Origin of the sequence: Chitinasiproducens palmae, from assembly GCF_900095735.1 — a bacterium.
Lineage (GTDB): Bacteria > Pseudomonadota > Gammaproteobacteria > Burkholderiales > Burkholderiaceae > Chitinasiproducens > Chitinasiproducens palmae.
In genome coordinates this window covers 175,867-197,748 of the sequence record NZ_FNLO01000013.1, presented here as the reverse complement: position 1 = coordinate 197,748, position 21,882 = coordinate 175,867, and the positions used below count along the sequence as shown (strand labels likewise).

Annotated in this window: 18 protein-coding genes and 4 pseudogenes; 16 read left to right on the top strand and 6 right to left on the bottom strand. The window is 63.1% G+C overall.

Annotated elements, in window-relative coordinates:
* A protein-coding gene (locus BLU54_RS19610) for an IS3 family transposase (RefSeq protein ID WP_091911778.1) occupies positions 1-1,087 on the top strand; the annotation gives its coding sequence in 2 pieces (ribosomal slippage) (positions 1-240 and positions 240-1,087; 1,088 coding nt annotated over the 2 pieces). This gene is flagged as partial in the annotation.
* Positions 1,088-1,133: 46 nt separating this feature from the next.
* A pseudogene (locus BLU54_RS19605) lies at positions 1,134-2,474 on the top strand (UvrD-helicase domain-containing protein); the annotation flags it as partial.
* Positions 2,475-2,478: 4 nt separating this feature from the next.
* On the opposite strand, the gene BLU54_RS23485 reads toward BLU54_RS19605, so the two are convergent.
* From BLU54_RS23485 to BLU54_RS19595, 3 genes are all read right to left on the bottom strand, one after another.
* Positions 2,479-3,051, bottom strand: coding sequence for a hypothetical protein (locus tag BLU54_RS23485; RefSeq protein WP_139169772.1), 573 nt, complete (start codon positions 3,049-3,051; stop codon positions 2,479-2,481).
* Positions 3,052-3,153: 102 nt separating this feature from the next.
* Complete coding sequence (locus BLU54_RS23480) at positions 3,154-3,444, bottom strand: hypothetical protein (protein ID WP_139169771.1); 291 nt, start codon at positions 3,442-3,444, stop codon at positions 3,154-3,156.
* A 200-nt stretch (positions 3,445-3,644) separates the two neighbouring features.
* Positions 3,645-4,211 (bottom strand): hypothetical protein, encoded by a 567-nt coding sequence (locus BLU54_RS19595; protein ID WP_139169770.1) that lies wholly within the window; start codon positions 4,209-4,211, stop codon positions 3,645-3,647.
* Positions 4,212-4,814: 603 nt separating this feature from the next.
* Here BLU54_RS19595 and BLU54_RS19590 point away from each other — a divergent pair.
* A complete protein-coding gene (locus tag BLU54_RS19590; protein ID WP_091912169.1) occupies positions 4,815-5,642 on the top strand; it encodes a DUF932 domain-containing protein in 828 nt (275 codons plus the stop codon).
* A gap of 79 nt (positions 5,643-5,721) precedes the next feature.
* Positions 5,722-7,592, top strand: a pseudogene (locus BLU54_RS19585) (ParB/RepB/Spo0J family partition protein); the annotation flags it as partial.
* A gap of 37 nt (positions 7,593-7,629) precedes the next feature.
* Here the strand turns inward: BLU54_RS19585 and BLU54_RS19580 are convergent.
* Positions 7,630-8,717 (bottom strand): IS3 family transposase gene (locus BLU54_RS19580; RefSeq protein WP_091912166.1). Its coding sequence is split into 2 segments (ribosomal slippage): positions 7,630-8,456 and positions 8,456-8,717, totalling 1,089 coding nucleotides; the frame shifts between segments, so codons are not numbered across the junction.
* Positions 8,718-9,699: 982 nt separating this feature from the next.
* On the opposite strand from BLU54_RS19580, the pseudogene BLU54_RS19570 reads away from it, so the two are divergent.
* Positions 9,700-10,013 (top strand): annotated as a pseudogene (locus BLU54_RS19570) (DUF736 domain-containing protein).
* A gap of 595 nt (positions 10,014-10,608) precedes the next feature.
* On the opposite strand, the gene BLU54_RS19565 reads toward BLU54_RS19570, so the two are convergent.
* Both BLU54_RS19565 and BLU54_RS19560 read right to left on the bottom strand, forming a co-directional pair.
* Positions 10,609-11,955 carry a hypothetical protein gene (locus BLU54_RS19565; RefSeq protein ID WP_139169769.1) on the bottom strand — a complete coding sequence of 449 codons (1,347 nt, stop codon included), beginning with the start codon at positions 11,953-11,955 and terminating at the stop codon, positions 10,609-10,611.
* Between the two features lie 274 nt (positions 11,956-12,229).
* Positions 12,230-12,574, bottom strand: a complete 345-nt coding sequence (locus tag BLU54_RS19560) for a helix-turn-helix domain-containing protein (RefSeq protein ID WP_091912161.1) — start codon at positions 12,572-12,574, stop codon at positions 12,230-12,232.
* 214 nt (positions 12,575-12,788) lie between these two features.
* Between BLU54_RS19560 and BLU54_RS19555 the strand changes: the two are divergent.
* The 11 genes and pseudogenes from BLU54_RS19555 (at position 12,789) to BLU54_RS19495 (ending at position 21,861) form a co-directional block, all read left to right on the top strand.
* A pseudogene (locus BLU54_RS19555) lies at positions 12,789-13,138 on the top strand (DUF2958 domain-containing protein).
* Positions 13,139-13,474: 336 nt separating this feature from the next.
* Positions 13,475-14,272 carry a DUF2285 domain-containing protein gene (locus BLU54_RS19550; RefSeq protein WP_091912159.1) on the top strand — a complete coding sequence of 266 codons (798 nt, stop codon included), beginning with the start codon at positions 13,475-13,477 and terminating at the stop codon, positions 14,270-14,272.
* Between the two features lie 75 nt (positions 14,273-14,347).
* Complete coding sequence (locus tag BLU54_RS19545; RefSeq protein WP_091912157.1) at positions 14,348-14,632, top strand: helix-turn-helix domain-containing protein; 285 nt, start codon at positions 14,348-14,350, stop codon at positions 14,630-14,632.
* A 14-nt stretch (positions 14,633-14,646) separates the two neighbouring features.
* Positions 14,647-15,516 (top strand): replication initiator protein A, encoded by an 870-nt coding sequence (locus tag BLU54_RS19540; protein WP_091912205.1) that lies wholly within the window; start codon positions 14,647-14,649, stop codon positions 15,514-15,516.
* A gap of 241 nt (positions 15,517-15,757) precedes the next feature.
* Positions 15,758-16,396, top strand: a complete 639-nt coding sequence (parA, locus tag BLU54_RS19530) for a ParA family partition ATPase (protein ID WP_091912155.1) — start codon at positions 15,758-15,760, stop codon at positions 16,394-16,396.
* Positions 16,393-16,656, top strand: coding sequence for a chromosome partitioning protein ParB (locus BLU54_RS19525; RefSeq protein WP_091912153.1), 264 nt, complete (start codon positions 16,393-16,395; stop codon positions 16,654-16,656). Before parA ends, BLU54_RS19525 begins: the two co-directional genes overlap by 4 nt.
* Complete coding sequence (locus tag BLU54_RS19520) at positions 16,653-17,198, top strand: DUF2840 domain-containing protein (RefSeq protein ID WP_091912151.1); 546 nt, start codon at positions 16,653-16,655, stop codon at positions 17,196-17,198. The genes BLU54_RS19525 and BLU54_RS19520 overlap by 4 nt, the downstream gene beginning before the upstream one ends.
* Positions 17,195-17,794, top strand: a complete 600-nt coding sequence (locus BLU54_RS19515) for a S26 family signal peptidase (protein WP_091912149.1) — start codon at positions 17,195-17,197, stop codon at positions 17,792-17,794. Before BLU54_RS19520 ends, BLU54_RS19515 begins: the two co-directional genes overlap by 4 nt.
* A 448-nt stretch (positions 17,795-18,242) precedes the next feature.
* Positions 18,243-20,204, top strand: a complete 1,962-nt coding sequence (locus BLU54_RS19505) for a relaxase/mobilization nuclease and DUF3363 domain-containing protein (RefSeq protein ID WP_091912144.1) — start codon at positions 18,243-18,245, stop codon at positions 20,202-20,204.
* An 873-nt stretch (positions 20,205-21,077) separates the two neighbouring features.
* Positions 21,078-21,344 (top strand): hypothetical protein, encoded by a 267-nt coding sequence (locus BLU54_RS19500; RefSeq protein ID WP_139169768.1) that lies wholly within the window; start codon positions 21,078-21,080, stop codon positions 21,342-21,344.
* Between the two features lie 211 nt (positions 21,345-21,555).
* A complete protein-coding gene (locus BLU54_RS19495) occupies positions 21,556-21,861 on the top strand; it encodes a hypothetical protein (protein ID WP_091912140.1) in 306 nt (101 codons plus the stop codon).
* Positions 21,862-21,882 lie beyond the last annotated feature (21 nt).

Here is a 21,882-nt window from a genome sequence, read left to right as displayed (position 1 = left end):
GCGACGAGCAGATTGTGCGGATTTTGCGGGAGGCGGATACAGCACCGATCGCGGAGGTGGCCAAGCGTCACGGAGTGAGCGAGGCGTCGATCTACGCCTGGCGCAAGCGGTTTGGTGAGATGATGAGCGACGACGTGAAGCGGCTTAAAGCGCTGGAGTCGGAGAACGGGCGGCTCAAGAAGCTGTTGGCGGAGCGGGATCTCGAAATCGAAGTGATGAAGGAGATCAACGCAAAAAAATGGTAAGCGCACATGTACGTCGCGAGCAAGCTTGGCAGGCAATCCGCCGGGGCTTGAGTCAGCGGCGCGCGTGTGCGCTGATTGGGGCGAGCCGTTGCAACTTAGGCTATGAGCCGAAGATGCCTGCAAAGAATGGGATCGTGATCGACGGTATGCGCAGGCTGTCCGGCTGCTATCCGCGCTTTGGCGCACGACGTATACGCGTAATGCTAAGCCGCGAAGGCATCGTCGTTGGCAAGGAGCGTTGTGCGCGCTTGTGGGCGCAGGAAGGCTTGCAAGTGCCGCGCAAACGTCGTCGTCGCCGAATTGCTGCCAGAGTGCCACGCATCCACGCACCGACAGCACGCAACAGCGTTTGGAGCTACGACTTCGTGTACGACGCCTGCGCGAATGGGCAGCAGCTCAAATGCTTGACGGTAGTTGATGAATACACGCGAGAATGTTTGGCGATCGACGTCGCCGGTTCGATCCGGGCTGCCCGCGTAATCGACGTGCTCAGCCGGCTGATCAGCGTACACGGAGCGCCACGTTACATGCGCTCCGACAACGGCCCGGAATTCGTCAGCACGGCGCTGCTCAAGTGGGCTGTCAGCGAAGGTATCGAGACGGTCTTGATTGATCCTGGCAAGCCTTGGCAGAACGGCGCGAACGAAAGTTTCAACGGCAAGTTCCGAGATGAGTGCCTGGCGATGGAATGGTTTAGAAATCGGATTGAAGCGAAGATCGTGATCGAAGACTGGCGGGCGCACTACAACGACGTGCGGCCACATTCGAGTTTGCAGTACCTCACGCCGACCGCGTTTCGGCAGAGCATCGACGATTGTTTAACAACTGCCATTGATTCCTAGAGAAGACTGGTCTTAGAAACCGGGACAGGTCAGACGCGATGCTCTCAATCACAGCGAGGTCATCAAAATATCGGCGGATTTTCTGCAATCCAAGCCCGCCATGCAAAGCATCCTGGTGGGCCGCTACCCAATCTTGCTAATCGATGAGAGTCAGGACACCAACAGGCTTCTAATTGATGCTTTGTTCGTAGTCCAAGCCCATCACCGTGAACGTTTCGTGCTCGGTCTTCTTGGAGACATGATGCAGCGCATCTACAGCGACGGAAAGGAAGGGTTGGGTCAGGACCTGCCAAGTGACTGGGCCACACCAGGCAAGCGCCTGAATCACCGTTGCCCCAAGCGGGTGATCAGGTTGATCAACAAGATCCGGAAGGCGGTAGATGGTCAAGAACAGATTCCCCGCACGGACAGCGTTGAAGGCTGGGTCCAACTCTTCATTCTCCCAAGCGAAGTCGCTGATAAGCCCGCCGCCGAGCGGGCCGTAGCGAAGCGAATGGAGCAACTGACGAAGGACGACGGGTGGCGGCATGCCGAGACGTACAAAAGCCTGACTCTCGAACACAGGATGGCTGCGAGACGGATGGGCTTCCTGGAGATGTTCGCAGCAATCTATGAGGTGGAGAACTTCCGAACCGGCCTGCTCGACGGCAGTTTGCCTCTTGTGCGTTTTTTTTCGGAGCAGATACTGCCATTGGTGAACGCACAGCGAAGAAACGACCGCTTTGCCGTTGCGCGCATCGTTCGCACATCATCGCCACTACTCAGTAGTGACAGGCTCCGAGCGACAGAAGACCAAGCGATGCAGTTGCGTCACGCAACCGACGCAATCGACAGCCTGATGTCACTTTGGCAGGCCGACGCGGAACCGACTTTCGGTGACGTACTGCGTAACGTTGCAAGCAGTGGACTCTTTGCCGTGCCCGATGCCCTGCGGCCCCGCGCTGACCGCGATGCTTCGTCGGAGGTGCTGGACGACGACGGGGCAGGCGAAAATGTCGATCGCCAGACTAAGACGGCAGCAGCGATAGACGGGTTTCTAGCGGCACCGTTCTCTCAGATCGGCCCTTACGCTGCCTACGTCTCAGGAAATGCTCATTTCGATACGCACCAGGGTGTCAAGGGACTGGAGTTCCCGAGAGTTATGGTCATCATGGACGATGCCGAGGCTCGAGGCTTCCTTTTCAGCTATGCAAAGCTCTTTGGCGGTAGGCAAGCCGGCGATACGTCGGTCGAATCTACGAGGCGACTTTTTTATGTCACATGCAGCCGTGCGGAACGCAGCTTGGCACTGGTGGCCTATTCGATGCAGCCAGAGCAGGTTCGCCAGTTTGTTCTGGAAGAACAGTGGTTCGAACCCGGCGAGGTGGTGGTGGGCATTCCGGATTGATGCATCAGTTCCATCCGAAATGCGCTGCGATCTGCCTGCGGTAGGCGGTATCAACTTCGACAGGCGCGGTTCGAACATAGTCCTTCGCCCTTTCCAGTGCCGAAGCGTCGAGGCTGCGCAGGTGCGTGAGCACGTCTTCACCGGAGGGCATCTTACCTCGACTGCTCTTGAAGCCGCACGGCAAATTGGTCCAGACTACGCCATCGAGCTCACGTTCTGTCGCCCATGCCGCGATCGTGTCTGACTCCGCACCGTGCTGTTCGGCTGTCGAATGGTCCCACCACCCGATCGATCGGCTGATCCACTTTGGTGTCGCTTCAGCGTATTCGCGGCGCCCTAGGTTTTCTGCTGCAGCGGGCACGTCTGTCTGATTCAAGAGTACCCAGCGGGTCGGTACGCGCGCCGCCTGTGGACAAATTACCAGAGTGATGCGTCCGTCATTGGATTCGCGCGCAAATTCAACAGGCAGGCTTGGCCCATCGGCGAGCCATGCCCCGAGGGTTGTCAAACAGCCTGGATGCTCAATCAGAGATCCCCAGCCGATGCAAGCGATTCTTCGTTGTTCCTTCCCTGTCATTGGGCCTCCGTGTGACATTTTCCCGCCCGTCGGCTTAACAGTTTAAGCCGCAATGAAGCGCCCTGGCGCGCTGCACGTCAGGCTTGGCGTTCGGCCACTTCTTCATAGCATCTGTTCTTCGAGATGCTGGGCCATTTCGCCGAAGCCGGCGACCACGGTGCAGTCCAAGGACTTGTCCAGCCCGATCCGTTTATCGGACAAGAGATTCGCAAATTTCTGTCCGCGAAAAGTGCATGGGCGACGGGGAGGGCGGATGCCGCTATCAAGAAGTCGTTTAGGGGCTCCATTCTTGTATCGGCGATTCGGATCAAACCTCATCATTCCATACAGCGAACCGAGGATGCGGATTGTCGGTAATGCGCGTGAGGAAGGGGCTTGCTTCCAGTCGTCCATCGCGTTCAAAGCATCCAGGGTGATTTCTTAGTGCTCGAGTGCCATACCTTCATTGATGAGCCAGGCCCCGATGCTACCCTTCAACTCCAAGAAAATGCCTGTATTGAGATTCACAACCTCGGCCTGATGTTGTGCCTCGCCCTCATCGAGATCGGCAATTCCTCGCGAGTTGTCCCCTTTCTTACCCAGTGCATTGCCGGCTACATCCAACTGGATGGAAAACGGAAGCTCGTACAGCGCATAAAAAAAGCCTTATTGAACGTCGCTTCGCTCACCTGTGCCTTGACGAAGTTTGGCAACGAAATGGTCGGTACTGCCATCACTTCGACCGGGCTGCGCAAGAAACCTCTTTGCCCCTCGGCCTCACTAAGTCGATTCGTCCGCAGCATCTGCAACTCGGAGCCGATACGGCCATGGAAGGACGCGATGAAAATCCCTTGGGAAAGCTCGTCAACCAGTTTCTTGAACGCCTCGCGGGTGGTCGGATCGACCATCGAGTTCAACTCGAAATACGTGGGGATGCCGATAGGAAACGCGAAGCGTCCCGTTATCACGGCTCGTTTGGCGTTCGCGTCATATGTCTTCATCGCTTCAGTCAGGCTGGCCTTGTTCTGCCGGTAGTCCGCAACGCATTTCCAGGCCATCGTGTCGAGATAGAGTAGCTTGAACGAACTTGCCCGGACAGCTTTATCTCTGCGCCGCTGCTTGATGTGCTCGCGGAAGCTGACTCCAGCGTGCGCTCGATGCACTTCAATGTAATGGCTCAAACGAGTAGCGGATGCGCAATTAGCTGATTCGAGACATGGCAGCATGGATGGTCGAATTCTTCCCTGTTTGTTCGAGTGGGTGGCTTTCCATCAGATGCATTGAACCGGAATAGTAAATCGGGAAAGCCTGTGCGTCTCCGCTCCGCGGATTGCGCTGCTCCAGGTTCGCTACTCGCTCATCCCTAACGGGACTGGCTATCGCCAGCCTTCCATATCGCTGACGCCTCCGGCCCAGCTTCGGGCCTGCGCGCTTCGCTTGCGTGCGGTCTGCACATCAAGGCGGCCGTTGCCTTGTCCAGCCGTCTCCCCTGACTTCATCACCTTGTTCGCGACTGTAGCCCGCGGCCGTGTGCCGTCAAGGCGCGCAGGGCCGTGTCCTCGGCTGCGCCTGTGGGCCGCACCAACCCTGCGCTTGTCTCCTTGACGGCCCCCGTCCGCGCGCTCCTGACCGTCGCGGGCGATGAACTCAGGAAAGACGGTGGCAACAGGGCCAACCGGGTTCCTCGTGCCGACCGCACCGAACGGCCGAAAGGCTGGGCTCCGAATCTAAAAATCCGGTGTGCGGTTTGAACAGAAAACCCTTCTTTGTCAGGAGAACCAATCATGCAACTTGCATCCCGTTTTGCTTCCCGTTCCCCGTCGCTGCGCAGCGATCACCCGCTGTCCGACGACCAAATCCGCCGCGTGGCCCCGTCTATCTTCGCGGACGCCCCGCACGAAAGCCGTTCCGAGCGGTACGCCTATATCCCCACCGCTGCCGTGTTGACGGAGCTTCGCAAGGAAGGGTTCCAGCCCTTCATGGTGGCGCAGACACGCGTGCGCAGCGAAGACCGCGGCGACTTCACCAAGCACATGATCCGGCTGCGCCATGCCAACCAGATCAACGATGCAGAAGCCAACGAAATCGTCCTGCTGAACTCGCATGACGGCACCAGTAGCTATCAGTTATTGGCTGGCCTTCTGCGCTTTGTCTGTCAGAACGGATTGGTATTCGGCGACACCGTGGCCGATGTGCGCGTGCCCCACAAGGGGGACGTGGCCGGGCACCTCATCGAAGGCGCTTACGAGGTGTTGAGCGGCTTCGACCGGGTAAGGGAATCCCGCGATGCCATGCGCGCCATCGCCTTGAACGATGGCGAATCCGAAGTGTTCGCCCGCGCTGCGCTGGCCCTCAAGTACGACGATCCCGACAAGCCCGCGCCCATCACGGAATCGCAAATCCTGATGCCGCGCCGCTTTGATGACCGCCGCCCGGACTTGTGGAGCGTGTTCAACCGCACGCAAGAGAACCTGACCCAAGGCGGCCTCCGCGGGCGCAGCGCCAACGGACGCCGCCAGCAAACCCGCCCGGTGCAGGGCATCGACCAAAACATCCGCCTCAACCGTGCGCTTTGGCTGCTGGCCGATGGCATGCGCCAGTTGAAAGCCTGACCCCCCAACGCGGCAGGGGAGGGCAGCAGCCCTTGCCGCTTCTCGCGCCACTGCATGCCAACCGCTAGGAGTCATCTCCATGAACGCCGTTAACGAAACCGAACCCCGCGCCATCGAAACCGCCCCGCCCTTGGAAGTGGCCGACCCGAGCAAGAACCTGATTTTGGTTCCGCTCTCGCAGTTGCTGCCGCGCCGTTCCAAGCGCAACGCACGCGAGACCCCGCGCCGGTCCATTCCCGAACTGGCCGCGAGCATCGCCCGCATCGGCCTGCTGCAAAACCTTGTGGTCATCCTGTCGGCCGATGGCGAGCAATACGAAGTGGTGGCGGCGACTGCCGACTGACCGCGTTGAAGCTGCTGGCGAAGAAGAAGCGCATCCCCACCGACTACGAAGTGCCGTGCCTGCTGGTGTCCGACGCTTCGGCCCGTACCGTCAGCCTCGCGGAAAACCTGCTGCGCGAGCAGATGCACCCGGCCGACCAGTTCGAGGCGTTCGCCGCACTGGTCAAGGAAGGCCGCCCCATCGAAGACATTGCCGCCGACTTCGGCGTGTCCCCGCTGGTGGGGCAGCGCCGCTTGAAGCTGGCCAACGTCTCGCCGCGCCTGCTGGCCGACTACCGGGCCGGAGCCGTCACGCTGGAACAGTTGATGGCCTGGACCATCACTGACGACCACGCCGCGCAGGAAGCCGCGTTCTACGGTGCGCCCGAATAGCAGCGTGGCGCGTCCACGCTCCGCGAACGCCTGACCGAACGCGAAATCGACGCCACGCATCCGCTGGTGCACTTCGCCGGGCTGGACGCCTACACGGCGGCGGGCGGCGGCATCCGCCGCAACCTGTTCGCGGAAGGCGACGCCGGAACCTACCTAGCCGACGCCGCGTTGCTGGGAAGGCTGGTGCGCGGCAAGCTGGATGCGCTGGCCGGGGACGTGCGCGCCGAGGGTTGGGCGTGGGTGGAAGCCGTGCCGCACATGAGCTATGCCGAGCGGCAGGCGTTCCAGAACGCGCCGCGCCAGCGCCGCGAACCGAACGCCCGCGAAGCCCGCCGCATCGCCTCGCTGCAAACCCGCCTCGACAAGCTCGATGCCGAACTGGAAGAAGCCTACGATGCCGAGGACGAGGACAAGACCGAAGCGCTGCAACCGCGCCGCGAACAGGTTGCCGGGGAACTGCAAGCCATCGAGAAAGGCTTGCGCGACTACGCTCCGGACGTGCGCGCCGTGGCCGGTGCCATCGTCACGCTTGACCGCAACGGCGAGGCCGTGATTCATCGTGGCCTGCTGCGCGAGGCCGAGGCGAAGGCGCTGCGGACGCTCGAAAAGCTGCGGCAGGGTTTCGGCGCAGGCGACGGCGCGAGCGACGAGGAAGACCACGACGAAGGCGAAGCGCCCAAGCCCGCGAGCCTGTCCGACCGGCTGGCGCAGCGGTTGAGCGCCCACCGCACCGCCGCGCTGGTGCATGGCATGGTGCAGACCGTGTTGCAGACCGTGTTGCAGGCCGACGCCTATAGCGACGGCTTGCCGCTCGGCGTGAGCCTGAAAGTGCAAGACCGACTGGAAGGCGTGGCCCCGGACGTGCCGGAATCGTCCGCCGCCGTGGCGCTGCGCGAGTTGCAGGAAGTCGCGGGCGAAGCCTTGCCGCAGGACAGCGCTGAACTGTTCGCCGCGTTGCAGGCCAAGTCGCAAGACGAGCTGGTGCGCCTGCTGGCCGTGTGCGTGGCGTCCACGGTGGACGTGGTGACGCCTCGCGCCACGCAGCAGCAACCCGGCGCGGGACTGGCGCAGGCCGTAGGGCTGGACATGGCCGCATGGTGGAAGCCGACCGCCGAGGGCTACTTCCGCCACATCGCCAAGCCCGCGATTCTGGAAGCCGTGGGCGTGTTCGCGCCGTTGAACGTCACCCGGCTGTCAAAGTTGAGGAAGGGCGACATTGCCAGCGAAGCCGAACGGTAATCCCCCCATTTTTAACGCGGTTCAGAAGTAGAGGCTATGCGGCGACCATCAGCCGCTGTTTCGGTGTTATCCCGCCAAGGCCCATGTTGGGGCGCTCGTGATTGTATTGCCACGTCCATTCCGTTGCGAACTGTTGGACGTGTGCCAAGTCATCCCAGTAGTACTGCGACAGCCATTCATAACGTACAGTGCGGTTGAAACGCTCCACGTAGGCGTTCTGCTGCGGCTTGCCCGGCTGGATGTAGTTCAATGCGACGCCGCGTTGCGAGGCCCACTGCGTGATCGCGTCACTCAGGTACTCCGGGCCGTTGTCGCAACGTATCGCCATCGGCTTTCCACGCCACGCGATGATCTGCTCCAAGGCTCTTATGACACGGGCAGAGGGCAGCGAGAAATCGATCTCGATGCCCAATGCTTCCCGGTTGAAGTCGTCGATCACGTTGAGAAGCCGGATGCTGCGACCGTCCTTCAACTGGTCGTGCATAAAGTCGATCGACCATACCGCGTTCGCTGACACCGGTACCGCCAAGGGCTCCGGCGCCTGACGCACGAGCCGCTTACGCGGCTTGATGCGCAGATTCAGTTCGAGCTCGCAATAGATGCGGTAAATCCTCTTGTGGTTCCATCCGAAGCCCTTCACGTTGCGCAGATACAGGAAGCACAGCCCGAATCCCCAGTTACGGTGGTTATCGGTCAACTTCAGCAACCAGTCAGCGATCTGTTCATTCTCCGCATTGCACTTTCGCTCATAGCGATAGCAGGTCTGGCTCACGCCAAATGCCTCGCATGCAAGCCGTATCGATACCCCTCGGCGTGCTACTGCGTCGCTGGCCATCTCGCGGCGAGAAGATGGCCTCAGTCTTTTTTTGCCAGCGCCTCTGCGACGATCTCCGCCTTGATCCTCTCTTCGACGTACATCTTGCGCAGTCGTGCGTTCTCAGCCTCCAGCTCCTTCATCCGCGCCATCAGCGATACGTCCATGCCACCGTATTTGCCACGCCAGTTGTAGAACGTCGCCGTGCTGATACCCAACTCCCGGCAAATCTCCGGCACCGCCAGCCCAGATTCCGCCCGCTTGAGCACATCCATGATCTGGCTATCTGTGAACTTCGATTTCTTCATTGCGTAGAACTCCCTTTGCTGGAAATTCTACTTCCGGTCCCGCTTACTGGACGGGGGCATTACCGAACGACTGGCGGGCGGCACCGGCTGGATGCCGTCCGTGTTCCAGATCGACCACCACACCGAGCCGGAAGGCGTGCCGGTGATGGCGGACGAGGCCGACACCGACGCACCCGGACGATGTCGCCGAGGTGGAGGAAACGCACGCGCTGGCCGCGTGAGGTAGCAGCATGGCCCCGGCGCATCGCGCCGGGGTTTTCACCCGAACCGGCCGCGGCAAGTTTGCCGCGCCCGGTTTCAACGTCCACCCCAAAACCGCCGCGTCGCCGCCTTTGACCAGGCGGCGACGCGGCGGGCGCGCAATAGCCTTGCGCGCGGCACGGCGAATCGGTGCCCGCTGGCGCGGGCAAGAGTTTGATTACGCCCCGCCGCAAGGGGCGGGGCTTGTGGGGCTACGCCCCGGCTTGCTGCGGCAGGTTGTGCCAAAGCGTGCCGTCCTCGACGCTGACGGTTCGCCGCCTGTACGTCACGAAGGACGGTTCACCGACACGCCACCCGGCCTTGCTATGGAGCTTCCGGGCCACGCCTAAACCACGATAGCCGCCTGTTGGCGGCAAGGGACGTTCATGCCTTGTCGTTGGTGGTTGGCCTTGCCCGCGTCAGAGCACGAGCCGGTGAAGCCGTCACGCGGGGATGCCGAGGTCAGCCACATCTCCTTTCGGGAGCGGGCGGCCTGTGCGTCCTTGGCTTGTCGTGAATCCTGGCGAGGGAACGGCTGCGCCTTGGGCTTCATGGCCGCAACCTTCCAGCGAAAACAATTTCCCCTGCGCTGCGCGCATTCCTCGCGGGACAAATTCTTTTCGCTTCCAGGCTCTCCACGGTGTTGCGACCGCTGCGCGGTGCGGCCAGCCCATCCCCCGCCGGCCGGATCACAACAAGAACGCACTGGCGCGACCTTGTTCAACCCGAAAGGAGAAACATCATGGCTAACATCGGCACCTTCACCGCAGAGAAAGACGGCTTCACCGGCCAGCTCCGCAGCCTGACCCTGAACGTCAAGGCCAGGTGATTCCCAACGACAAGGGTGACACCGCGAACGCCCCCGACTTCCGCCTTCAGGCGGCCGGCCACAACATCGGCGCGGCATGGAAGAACACCAGCGAAGCCGGGCGGCCCTATGTGTCCGTGTCCCTCGACGATCCTTCGTTCCCGGCGACGGTCTATGCCCGCCTGATCGAGAACGAGGACGGCACGCACGACCTGATCTGGTCGCGCAACAAGCCCAAGGCGGCCTGACGGCCGCCCACCGCGCCCCGCCCATTGCGGCGGGGCGCGGTGCTGCTGATCGCAGCGCCGCGCGCACAGGGTTTCGGCGGTTGCCTTATGCCTAGCATGCCTCTGGACTGATCGCACTGGCGATGGTCGGATGGCTCGAAGCCCGTGGCAGCAGGAACGGCATGGCGTGTCGGCGCGCTGTGCCGCCGGACTTTCGGGCTGCGCCCCCGTGCCGACTTCGCCGTCACGGCCATGCAGGGTCAATCCCTCATGCCTGAGGCGCTGCGCGCTTTGCTTTCCTCCAGGGGAAAGCCCTACGGCCTACCTCTGCCGTGCTGCGCTTGACACTCCTTGAACATTGCCGAACCGGCTCGCGCCGGATCGGCCGGGCCAGCGCCCCGCCGAGAAGGACGGAGCGTTGGCTGATTCGGTAGTTATCGGCCAGGAGGCGACCTCCGTCCGGCGCGTCGCATGGACATTCTCAACGCCGCATTGCACCCGCAAGCAGTCATTCAATCGCTAGAGTCATTTTCGATTCATCGGCCATTGCCGTCTCTTGAGATGGGCAGAAACGGGAACGTGCGACGTTCGCTCGCACCCGCTGCCAAGGAAGTGCCTAGCTCGTCATAAGCGCCACTGCTTTGACATTGCTATTGGCGTCAAACGATACCGCCATGTGAAGTTTTCCGTCGTCTGTTTTCAGTCGCTCTATGCTCAGATCGATGCGATTCACGAATCCTTCGTAGGCAACCTGTTCCTGCATCGCCGAGACTTGCAAGCGCTCGGTCGCTTGGACAATTTCAGCACGCCTGGCGTCCAGCGTTTCCTTTTTGTTCCACAGCGCGTGCGAGAGCAGCGCATAAGCTTGATCGCGCAGCTTTACCGTCAATTCTCGGTAGCCTGCATCGATTACAACAAGACCGTCCGCCCAGAACTGCGGGACCCGTTCGGCGTCTCTGGGCACCAGATAGGCGTTGCAGACTTTCAGCAAAGCGATGACTCGAAGTAGGAGGTTGCGTTTGTCGAGAATGGTTTGCGCAGCTTCGGCATGTCGCTTCAACGCTTTGTGGGTCGCTTCTGTTCCACCAAACGTATCCTGGTCGAGTTCCTTCGCGATGCGCGCCGTGAGGGCTGCGCTTTCATCTTTGATTTGAGCAATCCATGCCGGTACTTCTCTCGAGATAGTTTCGAGCTCGCCCTGCTTTTCCTGACGGATCGTTTCAGGCGCGGCCATCTTCTGAATTTTCGCTACGACGCCGGTGAGATACTCGACAGTCCCCAGCAGGTTCGACTTATCCTTTGAATCGAAATATTTTCGGAGTGCCTCGACTTCGTCGGCAATGGCCTTCAGGTTCTTGCTGATGTCGTCCAGATGGGATTGTGCAACTGCGATGCTCAGCAACTGGAATGCGCCCGCAGCCAATTGTCTGACTCGACCGCCTTCGAGGACCCGCGCGTGCCCTGCGATTTGACCGGTCTCGACGTTTCGTGCCATTGCGCGGCTTCCATCGCCAATCGCATTTACGATCTCAAGCGTGCCATCTGCCAGGCCCTGTTGAATGTCAGGGGCGAAGACAATCTCGACCGTTTTGTTGGGGAGGCCCGCTGATCCCCTGAAGAGGTCGGCTGCCAGTTGCTTGGCACGCGAGATGGCGACGCCTTTGGCGTCCTCTAGATTGATGGCGTTGCGAGGTATGCGGTCGAGTACGCGCGTATGCAGAAGGATGTTGCCCGCCGAATCAAGAATGTCGAGCTCGGCGCCAAGCGCCATCTGGACGCGCGCCGACTCTGGTGCTTGAGACATTGGCAACGGCTCATACGTTGCAGACGCATTTTCGACCTCGGCTGTGGGTGCAGTTCTGGACTGCGACCGCCGCGTGCTCGCTTTCGCGAACCAGAAGCCGATACCTCCCGCGAGCACGGCGGACCCCGCAGCCGCTCCCAACCATAGAACTTGACTCATTGTTTCCTCTTTTTTGAACTCGCCAAGGCCGACAATCGAGCAGGGCCAATTTCCGTAACAAAGCAGCTATTGTATTTACTTCCTGAGTCGTCGCATCAGAGGATGAGCGGCGTAAGAATTTGCGTCGGCGAATGCCCAGTCAACGTCCGTCAACGGTCGTAAGTAGGGCAGCGGCGTGAACGACGGGGACGGGGTCGTTCTCCACCGTTGCCGCAGATGCTTTTTATCGCGACTTGGCACTAGCTTCTAGGAATACACCCCTGCCGCGCCTGACCTAGTCCTCTCGACGCCCAAAGCCACCTTGCGTCGGACGAGTCCGGCGCCGCGAATGCTTGGCCGCCGCTGCGAGCTGGCTTTCAGCCTCGCTCATCAGTACCGCCGTGCTGCATTCGAGCGCGCCGGAGATCTTGAAGATTAGCGCCAGCGTGGGCATGTGCTCGCCGAGCTCCATCTTGCCCATATGCGAACGCTCGACGCTGGCCAGGTGCGCCAGCGAATCCTGCGCGATGCCACGCTCCGTCCGCAGCGCAGGCACTGCCGCGCCGAAGGCGTGAGCCAACTCGGCGTCGCGTGTCGTGGTGCCCGCCGGTCGGCCAGGCTGGACGGAACGCTTCTGCACGAACAGTAGCGTCGGTTCTCGGCACAATTAAAGCCACGTGATATGTAACTCATCCATAGAAATCTCACTGTTTTGTGCTTCTACGGAAATCCGCATTAGCGGCTTTCCTCAAAGGCGTGAAATCACGGAACCTCAATCGTGTTCATGCCCAAATCCGCCGAGATGGCTTGCGCTTTCACGGTTCGGTGGATTTGCGCTGCCGAAGGGAATCGCCATGAATCCACTCATCACCGACGACAACTGCGCCCGCCTGCTGCCCCACGGCCAGGCCCGCGCCGCTGGCGAAGCCATCGATCCGCTGCCCGCGGTGCGTCTGTTCACGCCGGACACGCATGTGACCTGGCTGCTGGCCGCGCTCGACCCGGCCGATGGCGATACGGCATGGGGATTGATCGACGTGGGAATAGGCATGCGCCCGGCCTGTGCCATGTGAAGCTGTCCGATCTGGCGTCCATCGTCGGGCCGCGCAAGCAGCCGGTGATGCGCGATCGCTACGTCCAGCCGGTGCCGTTGCTGGCGGAGTACCTGCGGCTGGCCGAGGAAAACGGCTCGATCACCGACTGAGCAGTCCTAGCCAACGACGGCGCACTCTGACTATTTCAGTCTTGCCCAAGCCCTGCACAGTCTGAATCCGCACTGTTGCACCCAAGCGCTGCGTTCTGTTGCAAACAGTCATGATCTTTGGCGTGGGCTGCTACACGGTGCTCCATGCTGCGCGCCATTTTTGTAGCGGCGCAGCCGTCGCATTCAGCCGATTTCCGCAATGCCCCGCAGCCAATCGGTCTTGATACCAGCAGTTACGGCTGATCCCGATTTCGATGACGACTTGATGGCGACTCGATAGCTCCCGCACGCCGGAATCTGTGGCGACGTTCCTGCTGAACGACAGGAGGTTGCGTCATGGCCGACCCGAGCGCCGAACACTGGTATCCGACCGCCGCGTATCTCTACACGCTGCATCTCGACGGCCCCGCGCTGGCGTGGGAATACCTGCGTCGCCATCCCGACTACCGCCGCGACTGGCTGCGCCGGTGCCGCCGGCCAGAGGCCGCCGGGCGCTGGGGCCTGCGCCTGCTGGAAGATCCCGCCCTGGATGCGCGCGATGCACATCCGGCCTGGTTCCCTGACCACGATGCCGTTGTGCAGCTCTACTCGGACGCCGACCCGCCGCCCGGCGCGGTGGCCTTCGCGTTCTGGCGCATTCCCGGCGAGAAACGCCTGATCCACGACGGCAAGCGCCTGTTGCTGCTGACACGCTGGCCGGGCTGCTACCTGCGACTGGTGATCGCTCCCGGCCTGGCCGACGGCATGGCTTACGCCTATGCCATTCGCGCCTGCGCCGCATCCTGCGGACGCTATCAGGCGCTGGCGGCCGAACTGAACAAGCTGGCCGCCGCTGGCGATGCAGCGCCAGCCGGAACGGCGCGCTCGCGGCCGACACCCTCTGCGTTGCTGGAGTTGAACACGCTCCAGGCGCTCGACGGCACCCTCGCGGGCGCGTCCTTGCGCGACGTGGCTGAAGGGCTGTTCGGCGCCGATGCAGTCGCAGACGATTGGTACGCCGACAGCGCCTTGCGCGCCCGCGTGCGGCGACTGGTGCGCCGGGGCGATGCGCTGATGCGCGGTGGCTACCGCCGCCTTGCACAGCTTCCGCCCATTGCACAGGGACGCGCTGCATCCCCCGCAAAACGTCCCTGAGCAGGAAGCCTTGCTTTCTTGAAAGTGCCTCTATCCGGCCGCGTGGTGTGACCGGGCTTGATCGAGGACCATCCCATGCGACCCGCTCCCTTGCGGCCTGCCGCCGCCGCTGTCGCTGCGCCCGTGCGGCCCCAACGCTACCTGACCAACGACGAAGCCGCCGAATACCTGCGGCTGTCGCCGCGCACACTGGAGAAACAGCGCGTGATCGGCGGCGGCCCGAAGTTCCGCAAGTTCGGCCGCCGCGTCATGTACGCGGCGGCCGACCTCGATGCCTGGGCCGACCAGCGCAGCTACGAAACCACGTCCGATCCGGAATACGCCGAGCGTCACGCGGGCGACTACCGTGATGGCCGCTGATTGTGGGCTCGCCGGTGGCCATCGTCACGTCCAGCCCATCGCTACCGTCGGGGCAGCGATCGCAGCAGCGGAAACAGCTCGACCTGTTCCGCGCGCTGCCGGCCGACGGCATGGCGCCGCGCGACAGCCAGGACTTGATGGCCTTTCCGTTCTTCTCGCTGGCGAAGTCGCGGCGCACGGCGCCGATCGACTTCCGCAGCGGGAACATCGCCATCCGTGTGGAAGGCTCGGCCGAGCACGGCATCGCCACGATCTGGGATGCCGACGTTTTGATTTGGGCGGCCTCGCAGATCGTGGAGGCGCGCGACGCAGGCATTCGCGCGTCGCGCTGGATACACGCCACGCCCTATGAAATCCTGCGCTTCATCGGGCGCGGCACGTCCCTCAACGATTACCAGCGCCTGAAAGCCGCGCTCGACCGGCTGCAATCGACCAGCGTGGCGACCTCCATCCGCGAAACCATCGAGCGGCGCCTGCACCGCTTTTCGTGGGTGAACGAATGGCGCGAGTTGGCCGACGCCAGCGGCACGCCACTGGGCATCGAGCTGATCCTGCCGGACTGGTTCTATTCCGGCGTGCTGGACGCCGCCCTGGTGCTGACCATCGACCCGGCCTATTTCCGCTTGAAGGGCGGCATCGAGCGGTGGCTGTACCGCCTGGTACGCAAGCACGGCGGGCGGCAGGAACACGGCTGGCAATTCGACTTCCGGCACCTGCACCGCAAGTCCGGCAGCGCGGCGCGCTTCTCGGACTTCGCCTACGAACTGCGCGTGCTGGTGGCACGTCAGTCGCTGCCCGGCTACGTCCTGGGCATCGAGCCGATGCCGGGCGAAAGGCTGGAACTGCTGACTTTCCGGCCCGTGCCGTCCACGGCACGGGGATAACTGCGGGAAAGGGTGTGGACGGCCTCGTGCTATCAGGAGTACCGGGTATCGTGCTATCGGGAGTACGACCCTCGTGCTATCAGGAGTACGAAAACGCCGAGAAGCCCGTAACGGCAAGGGTTTGCGGCCCCTCTAACTTATCTAACTATAGATCTCTAACTTTTAGTAGAAGCGCGCCGTTTCGATGGACAACTCCAGAACGGCACGGCGGGCCCGGCTTTTCAGCAGGGAGGGCCGCGCCATGATCGTCGCGTTCCTCAACCAGAAAGGCGGTGTCGGCAAGACCACGCTCGCCACGCACATCGCGGGCGAGCTGGCGATGCGCGGCCTGCACGTCATCCTGCTGGATGCCGACCCGCAAGGTTCCTCGCTGGACTGGACGCAGCGCAGAAGCCAGCAGGGCTTGCCACGGTTGTTCAGCGCCGTGGGCCTAGCCCGTGAGACGCTGCATCAGGAAGCGCCGGAGCTGGCCCGCCGCGCCGATCACGTCATCATCGACGGCCCGCCGCGCATCGCCCCCTTGGCGCGCTCCGCGCTGCTGGCGGCCGAGCGCGTGCTGATTCCCGTGCAGCCCAGCCCGTATGACCTGTGGGCCAGCGCCGAGATGGTGGCGCTGATCCGCGAGGCACAGGTGTTCCGGCCTGCGCTGCGCGCGGCCTTCGTCATCAATCGGCGCGTCAGCACCACCATCATCGGCAGGGAAGCACGGCGATCGCTGGCCGAACAGCCGCTGCCGGCGCTGCGCAGCGACGTGCGCCAGCGCATCGTCTTCGCCGACAGCGTGGCCGCTGGCCGGCTCGCCCGCGAGACGGCGCCCGACAGCGCCGCCGCACGCGAGATCGCCGCGCTCGCCGATGAACTGCTGCGGTGGCCGACATGAGCAGCCCGCGCAGCAAGCGCGTCGGCATCGGCGCACGTCCACCCGCGAATTCGCATGCCGAGGCGTGGATTCGCCAGGGCGATGCCGATGCGCTCAACAAAGGCGACCTCTACACGGCTCGCCTGACGCTCGACGTGACGCCCGCGCTGCGCGCGCGCATCAAGATCGCCGCCTTCGGCCAGGGCGTCACCGTGGCCGAACTGCAGCGCGACCTGCTGGAGCGGGAGTTTCCCGACAACCGCACCGAGAACCTGCCATGAACGCATCTGCCTTGCCTGCCGCTCACGCGGCGACGGCTGCACCGGCTGCTGCGCCGCCGCCTTCGCTTTCGACGCTCGCCGGCCAGGCCGGCAACGTGCCGCTGACCTTCGTATCGCTCGCCTACATCGAACCGCGCTTCAAGCTGTATTTGCGTTTCGGCGAACCGGTGCGCACGCTGCGGCTCGACCGCTGGCGGCGCTGCGCGGTGTTCCTGCCGGGTGCAATGTTCTGCCGCGTGCGCTGGGAAGCAAACGACTACGGCACGATCCGCTGGCAGCTCATGGTGATGCAAGCCGCCACGCCGCTGGACGACATGCAGCGTATCCCTGGCGTGCGGCCCGGCGCACGCCTGCTGCTGCACGCTGAAGGCGAAAACGCGGTGCGTGCCGTGCTGGAACGCATCGACGGCATCGACGCGCAGGGCATCACCGCCATCGACGTGTCGCCCGCGTACTGGCGCACGCTGGGCAACCGTCTGGCGCTGCCCGAATACACCGCCGAGCGGCATGCCGCCTGGCTGGCTGGAAGGGCGCTGCCATGACGTTCCAATCCAACACCCTATGCACGCACGAAGTCGCGCCGCATCCTCGCTCGCACCTGCGCGTTCGCATCGTGCTGGCAGGCTTCGCCGCCGTCGGCCTCGCTGCGCTGGCCTGGGCGACTTTCGTGTCGCCGCTGCCGCGCCTGACCTACAACCCGTCCGACAGTGTTCCGGTCGGCTGGTATCGCATCGAACCGTTCGCCTCGCACACTGCCTCGCTGCCACGTCCGTTGTCCGTGGACAGCATCGTGCTGGTGCCGCTTTCGGCCACGGCCGCCACGCTCGCTGCGCAGCGCGGCTACCTGCCGACGCACGTTCCGCTGCTCAAACGTGTGGGTGCGGTCGCGCCGCAACACGTTTGCATCGTCGCCGGGCAGGTACGCATCGACGGCGTCCCTGCGGCCGCCGCGCTGCCTGCCGACCGGCTGGGCCGGCCACTGCCATCCTTGCAGCTTTGCCGCCGCCTCGAACCGGGCGAGCTGTTCCTGTTGAGCGTGACCAATCCGGCATCGTTCGACAGCCGGTATTTCGGCCCGGTCAGCGCATCCATCGTGATCGGCGTCGCGCATCCGCTCTGGTTGGAGACACGCCCATGACGGCCGCCGATTCGCTGCACGTTGTCGTGCTTCTCATTGTGCCATCGGACGTGTCGTTCCAGTGGCTGCTGTCGTGTCGTCGCGCGTGCAGCGCGAGCGCATTCGCGCCGCGCCTCGCGCAACATCGGGCGCAGCCGTCCAGTGTGCAGGCATCTTGCGTCGAACGCGCCCGGCCTGCGGCCATTGGCGCGTTCGCTGGCGGGTTGACTGCAAGCAGCGCAGCGCCGCCGGGCCGCCGACGCCCGGAGCGACAGCGAGGGGCAAAGGCGGAAGGCAAGATAAAAGGTCGCGGCACGTGGCCGCTTGGAAACGTTGTCTGCACATGGGGGTGGCGCGGCACGCGCCAGGGGGCGGTAGCGTGCCGCGAAGGTGTGCAACGCCGCATCGGCGTTGGCGAAACCGCGTGCTTCGTCCGCTGGACTGCGACGGTCTTGGATGGAACCGCGCCATGAGCAACCGTAACGACGACCGATTCCGCGTTCGGCCTGGTGCGCCGAAGCAGCGTGGCGACGCCTTCATCAATAAGGTGCTGCACCAGACCAACAAGGCCGGCGCCAAGCTCGGCAACGCGGCTGGCAAGGTCGGCCAGCGACCTGGTTCCCGGTTAGGGCGCGGCCACGTCGCTGCTCGCTTTGCTGCGCGTGGACTTGGGGCAAACGCCCGGCGCGTCACGATCAAGGCGAGGCTGGTCAATCTTGCAAAGGCAGGGCCGCGCTCCACTGCTGCGCACCTGCGCTACATCGAACGCGAGGGCGTCGACCGCCAGGGTGGGACAGGGCAGGCTTACGGGCCGACGACTGACGAGGCGGACACAAGGGCATTCGAGGAACGCGGGCGCGCGGATCGGCATCAGTTCCGGTTCATCGTCTCGCCGGAGGATGCCGAACAGCTCGACGACCTACGCACCTACACTAGGCACTTGATGGCGCGCATGGAGACCGACCTGGGCACGCGGCTCGAGTGGGTCGCGGTCGATCACTGGAATACCGATAAGCCGCACACGCATGTCGTCCTGCGCGGCAAGGACGACACCGGCAAAGACCTCGTCGTTTCCCGCGACTACATCGACGAGGGAATGCGCCAGCGAGCGTCGCAACTGGCGACCGAGTGGCTGGGGCCACGCTCTGAACGGGAGATCCGGCGTGCCATGCTGCGCGAAGTCGATCAGACGCGGTGGACCGGCCTGGATCGCACCTTACAGCGCGAGGCCGGCGACGACGGTCTGGTGCGTGTTGAACGCTTCAGCGCACCCTGGCTGCAACGCCAGCGGCAGGTGCTGATCAGCCGACTGCGACGTCTGCAGCATATGGGGCTGGCGACCGAGCTGCGGCGGGGCGCGTGGGCCATTGATGCCGACGCGGAGCCGACCTTGCGGGCGATGGGCGAGCGTGGCGACATCATCCGCACCATGCAACGCGCGATGAGTGGCCAGCAGCGCGAGCTGGCCGTGTTCCAGCCCGGCGTAGATGCCCGCGCCGTCACCGGCCGCGTCGTCGGCAAGGGACTGGCCGACGAGCTTTACGACAAGGGCTATCTGATCGTGGACGGCACCGACGGCAACGCGCATTACGTTGCGTTGCCGTTGCATGCCGACCTTAACCGCTATCCGACCGGGGCCGTGGTGGCGGTGAAAAGCGCAACGGACCTGCGTGCCGCCGACCGCAACATCGTCGCGCTGGCCGTCGGCGGCGTATACCGCACCGATCATCACCTGGCCGTCGCCCAAGGACAGGCCCGGTCCGACCGCGACCCGCGCGAGGTGGTCGCGGCGCATGTGCGTCGGCTCGAAGCCCTGCGCCGTGCCGGCATCGTGGCGCGCGAGGCGGAAGGCGTCTGGCGCGTCCCCGGCGACCTGGCCCAGCAGGGCCGTCGGTATGACGCGCATCGCCTTGGCGGCGGGGTGTCGGTGGAACTGAAATCGCATTTGTCGATCGAATGGCAGGTCAACGCCGTCGGCGCGACCTGGCTGGACCGCCAACTGCTCATGAGAAGTCTGGAATTCAGCAATGTCGGCTTCGGCGCGGCGGTGAAGGACGCGCTACGCGAGCGCGCCAGTTTCCTCGTCGAGCAGGGACTCGCCGAGCGCCGAGGGCAACGCGTCGCTTTCTGCCGTGATCTCTTGGCGACGCTGCGGGAGCGCGAGTTGATCCAGGCAGGCGAGCGCTTGGCGTCTGAGACTGGCTTGGTGCATCGTCCGGTGCCTGACGGACAGCGCGTAGCCGGTGTCTATCGGCGCTCCGTGATGCTAGTCAGCGGCCGCCATGTCATGCTCGAAGACGGTCTGGGTTTTTCACTGGTGCCGTGGAGGCCGGTCGTTGAACGGCGGCTGGGCCAGCAAGTGGCTGCGACAGTGCGCGGCGGTGCGGTCTCATGGGAAATTGGAAGGATGCGGGGCATATCGATCGGCTGAACATCGAGCGCGCCCTTTCGCACGCCGTGTTCAGGAGTGAGGTTGCCGGCCTCGTGTCATCGCTTGTCTTCTGCGCTGAAGCGGCGGAGCCTGTACCGTCTCCGCTGGACGCCAGCACGACCGACACGGCCCCCGTACCCGCGTCTCCCCTGCCGTCCGGTGTCCGATCTATCGAGGTCGAAAGCGGCACCCACTCGATCGTTGAATCGATTGCTTCGCTAAGCTGAATGAAGTTGCCGCGTTAGGAAAACCGATGTGGCAGCTCGGAGAGTGGTCGCTACGGCTCTGGGTCGGCAGAGATGCCATGTGTCGTGGGAGCCAAGCGCTCGAAATGCGGTACGATTCTTCTCATTCCCGGTCGGCGGACCTCAATGGTCGTAATCTGCAACTAATGGCCGTTGACTGCGGGTGCGCGTGCCATCTACTGTGAGGATGCCGCCTAGACACTGGCGGTAGGGGTTTGGAAGCCTCTGGTACATGGGTGCGCAACTGCTGTGACACAGCGGATGCGTGAAGCTTGGTGCTCCTTCTATGGCGGCCCGGGCGAGGAGGGCTTCGGCCCTGCCGGTTCCTATGTGCCGGTCTTCCAACCTCGTTCGGTGCCGCCACCCCGTTTGGAAGCGGGGATGCGGCGTTACACACCGTCACATGGGAGTGTCATCCGCATGGTTCCCCTCCGCTGTTTTCCCGATCCCCCGATTGCCTTCTCCCTGAGCGCCTCGCTGTTGCTGCGCCGATCACGTTCGCCATGACAGCGAGGCGGTCGGTGCCATCCCGCGCCGACGCAAAGCCTTTCCATTCCCGGCGCCGCAACGGTGAACCGATTTCGTTCGCGGCGCTTAATAAGCTCAGGAGAAACTCATGACCGCGCACTTGGCCGACCTGGCCCAAAACGACACCGATTGCATCGTGGACGACGCGATGTGCGCTTGTGACAACGCGCGCATTGGCTTCGAAGAAATATCGGCACTGCTGCGCGCGGTGCGCAAAGGGATGCCCGGTTTTTCGCACATCGCCGATGTCTTCACCTTGCTGAACGTCACCGAGCGTTTGGCTGAGAAGTATCTGTCCGACAGCTGTCTCGATCGATCCCGCTTCGAGAACGCGATGCTGGGACAGCCTAAAGCCGAAGCGGCGTAGTTCAACAGCGCCCGGCGCGATCGCGGTGATTGGCCGGGCCCATGCATCAATGCAAGGCGAACGCATTAACACAATGCGTTGCGGGGTGAGGTAAGTCCTTGCCCAGACCGACACGGCGGCTCAGGGAAACCAAGTTTAATACGCTTGCAAGCAGGCGCGGGCGACGTCCTGTTTATGGCTGCTGCTTCGGTCAATAGCCTACGGAGGCGAAATGGATGTAAACAAATGCATCTTGACTGGAACGGTGGTGCGCATTCGCGATCGAGGAATAATCGCCGGAGAGAAGGCATGCGAATTCGTATTGGCATTGCGCTTTGACACAGAGAAACGCACCGACTGCCTGCATATCCCGATCTTCGCGCGAGGATCTATTGGAGAACAATGCGCGCATGAATTGGATGTCGAAAGGCGGGTGGCGGTATTGGGGGAAATCAACGTGCGGCGCGGCCGTTTGCAGCGCATTGAGGCGATCTCCCTTCGGGTGGAGTCCGCCAGGAAGAAGACGAAGAGGAACTGATCCGGCCATTGGGACGGTCAA

Bases quoted from the DNA above. Each gene is read 5' to 3' on its own strand.
- BLU54_RS19515 (WP_091912149.1), top strand. From the start codon at position 17,195: ATGACGTTCCAATCCAACACCCTATGCACGCACGAAGTCGCGCCGCAT.
- BLU54_RS19565 (WP_139169769.1), bottom strand. From the start codon at position 11,955: ATGAGTCAAGTTCTATGGTTGGGAGCGGCTGCGGGGTCCGCCGTGCTC.
- parA (WP_091912155.1), top strand. From the start codon at position 15,758: ATGATCGTCGCGTTCCTCAACCAGAAAGGCGGTGTCGGCAAGACCACG.
- BLU54_RS23480 (WP_139169771.1), bottom strand. From the start codon at position 3,444: ATGGACGACTGGAAGCAAGCCCCTTCCTCACGCGCATTACCGACAATC.
- BLU54_RS19545 (WP_091912157.1), top strand. From the start codon at position 14,348: ATGCGACCCGCTCCCTTGCGGCCTGCCGCCGCCGCTGTCGCTGCGCCC.
- BLU54_RS19495 (WP_091912140.1), top strand. From the start codon at position 21,556: ATGGATGTAAACAAATGCATCTTGACTGGAACGGTGGTGCGCATTCGC.
- BLU54_RS19505 (WP_091912144.1), top strand. From the start codon at position 18,243: ATGAGCAACCGTAACGACGACCGATTCCGCGTTCGGCCTGGTGCGCCG.
- BLU54_RS19590 (WP_091912169.1), top strand. From the start codon at position 4,815: ATGCAACTTGCATCCCGTTTTGCTTCCCGTTCCCCGTCGCTGCGCAGC.
- BLU54_RS19525 (WP_091912153.1), top strand. From the start codon at position 16,393: ATGAGCAGCCCGCGCAGCAAGCGCGTCGGCATCGGCGCACGTCCACCC.
- BLU54_RS19550 (WP_091912159.1), top strand. From the start codon at position 13,475: ATGGCCGACCCGAGCGCCGAACACTGGTATCCGACCGCCGCGTATCTC.
- BLU54_RS23485 (WP_139169772.1), bottom strand. From the start codon at position 3,051: ATGACAGGGAAGGAACAACGAAGAATCGCTTGCATCGGCTGGGGATCT.
- BLU54_RS19520 (WP_091912151.1), top strand. From the start codon at position 16,653: ATGAACGCATCTGCCTTGCCTGCCGCTCACGCGGCGACGGCTGCACCG.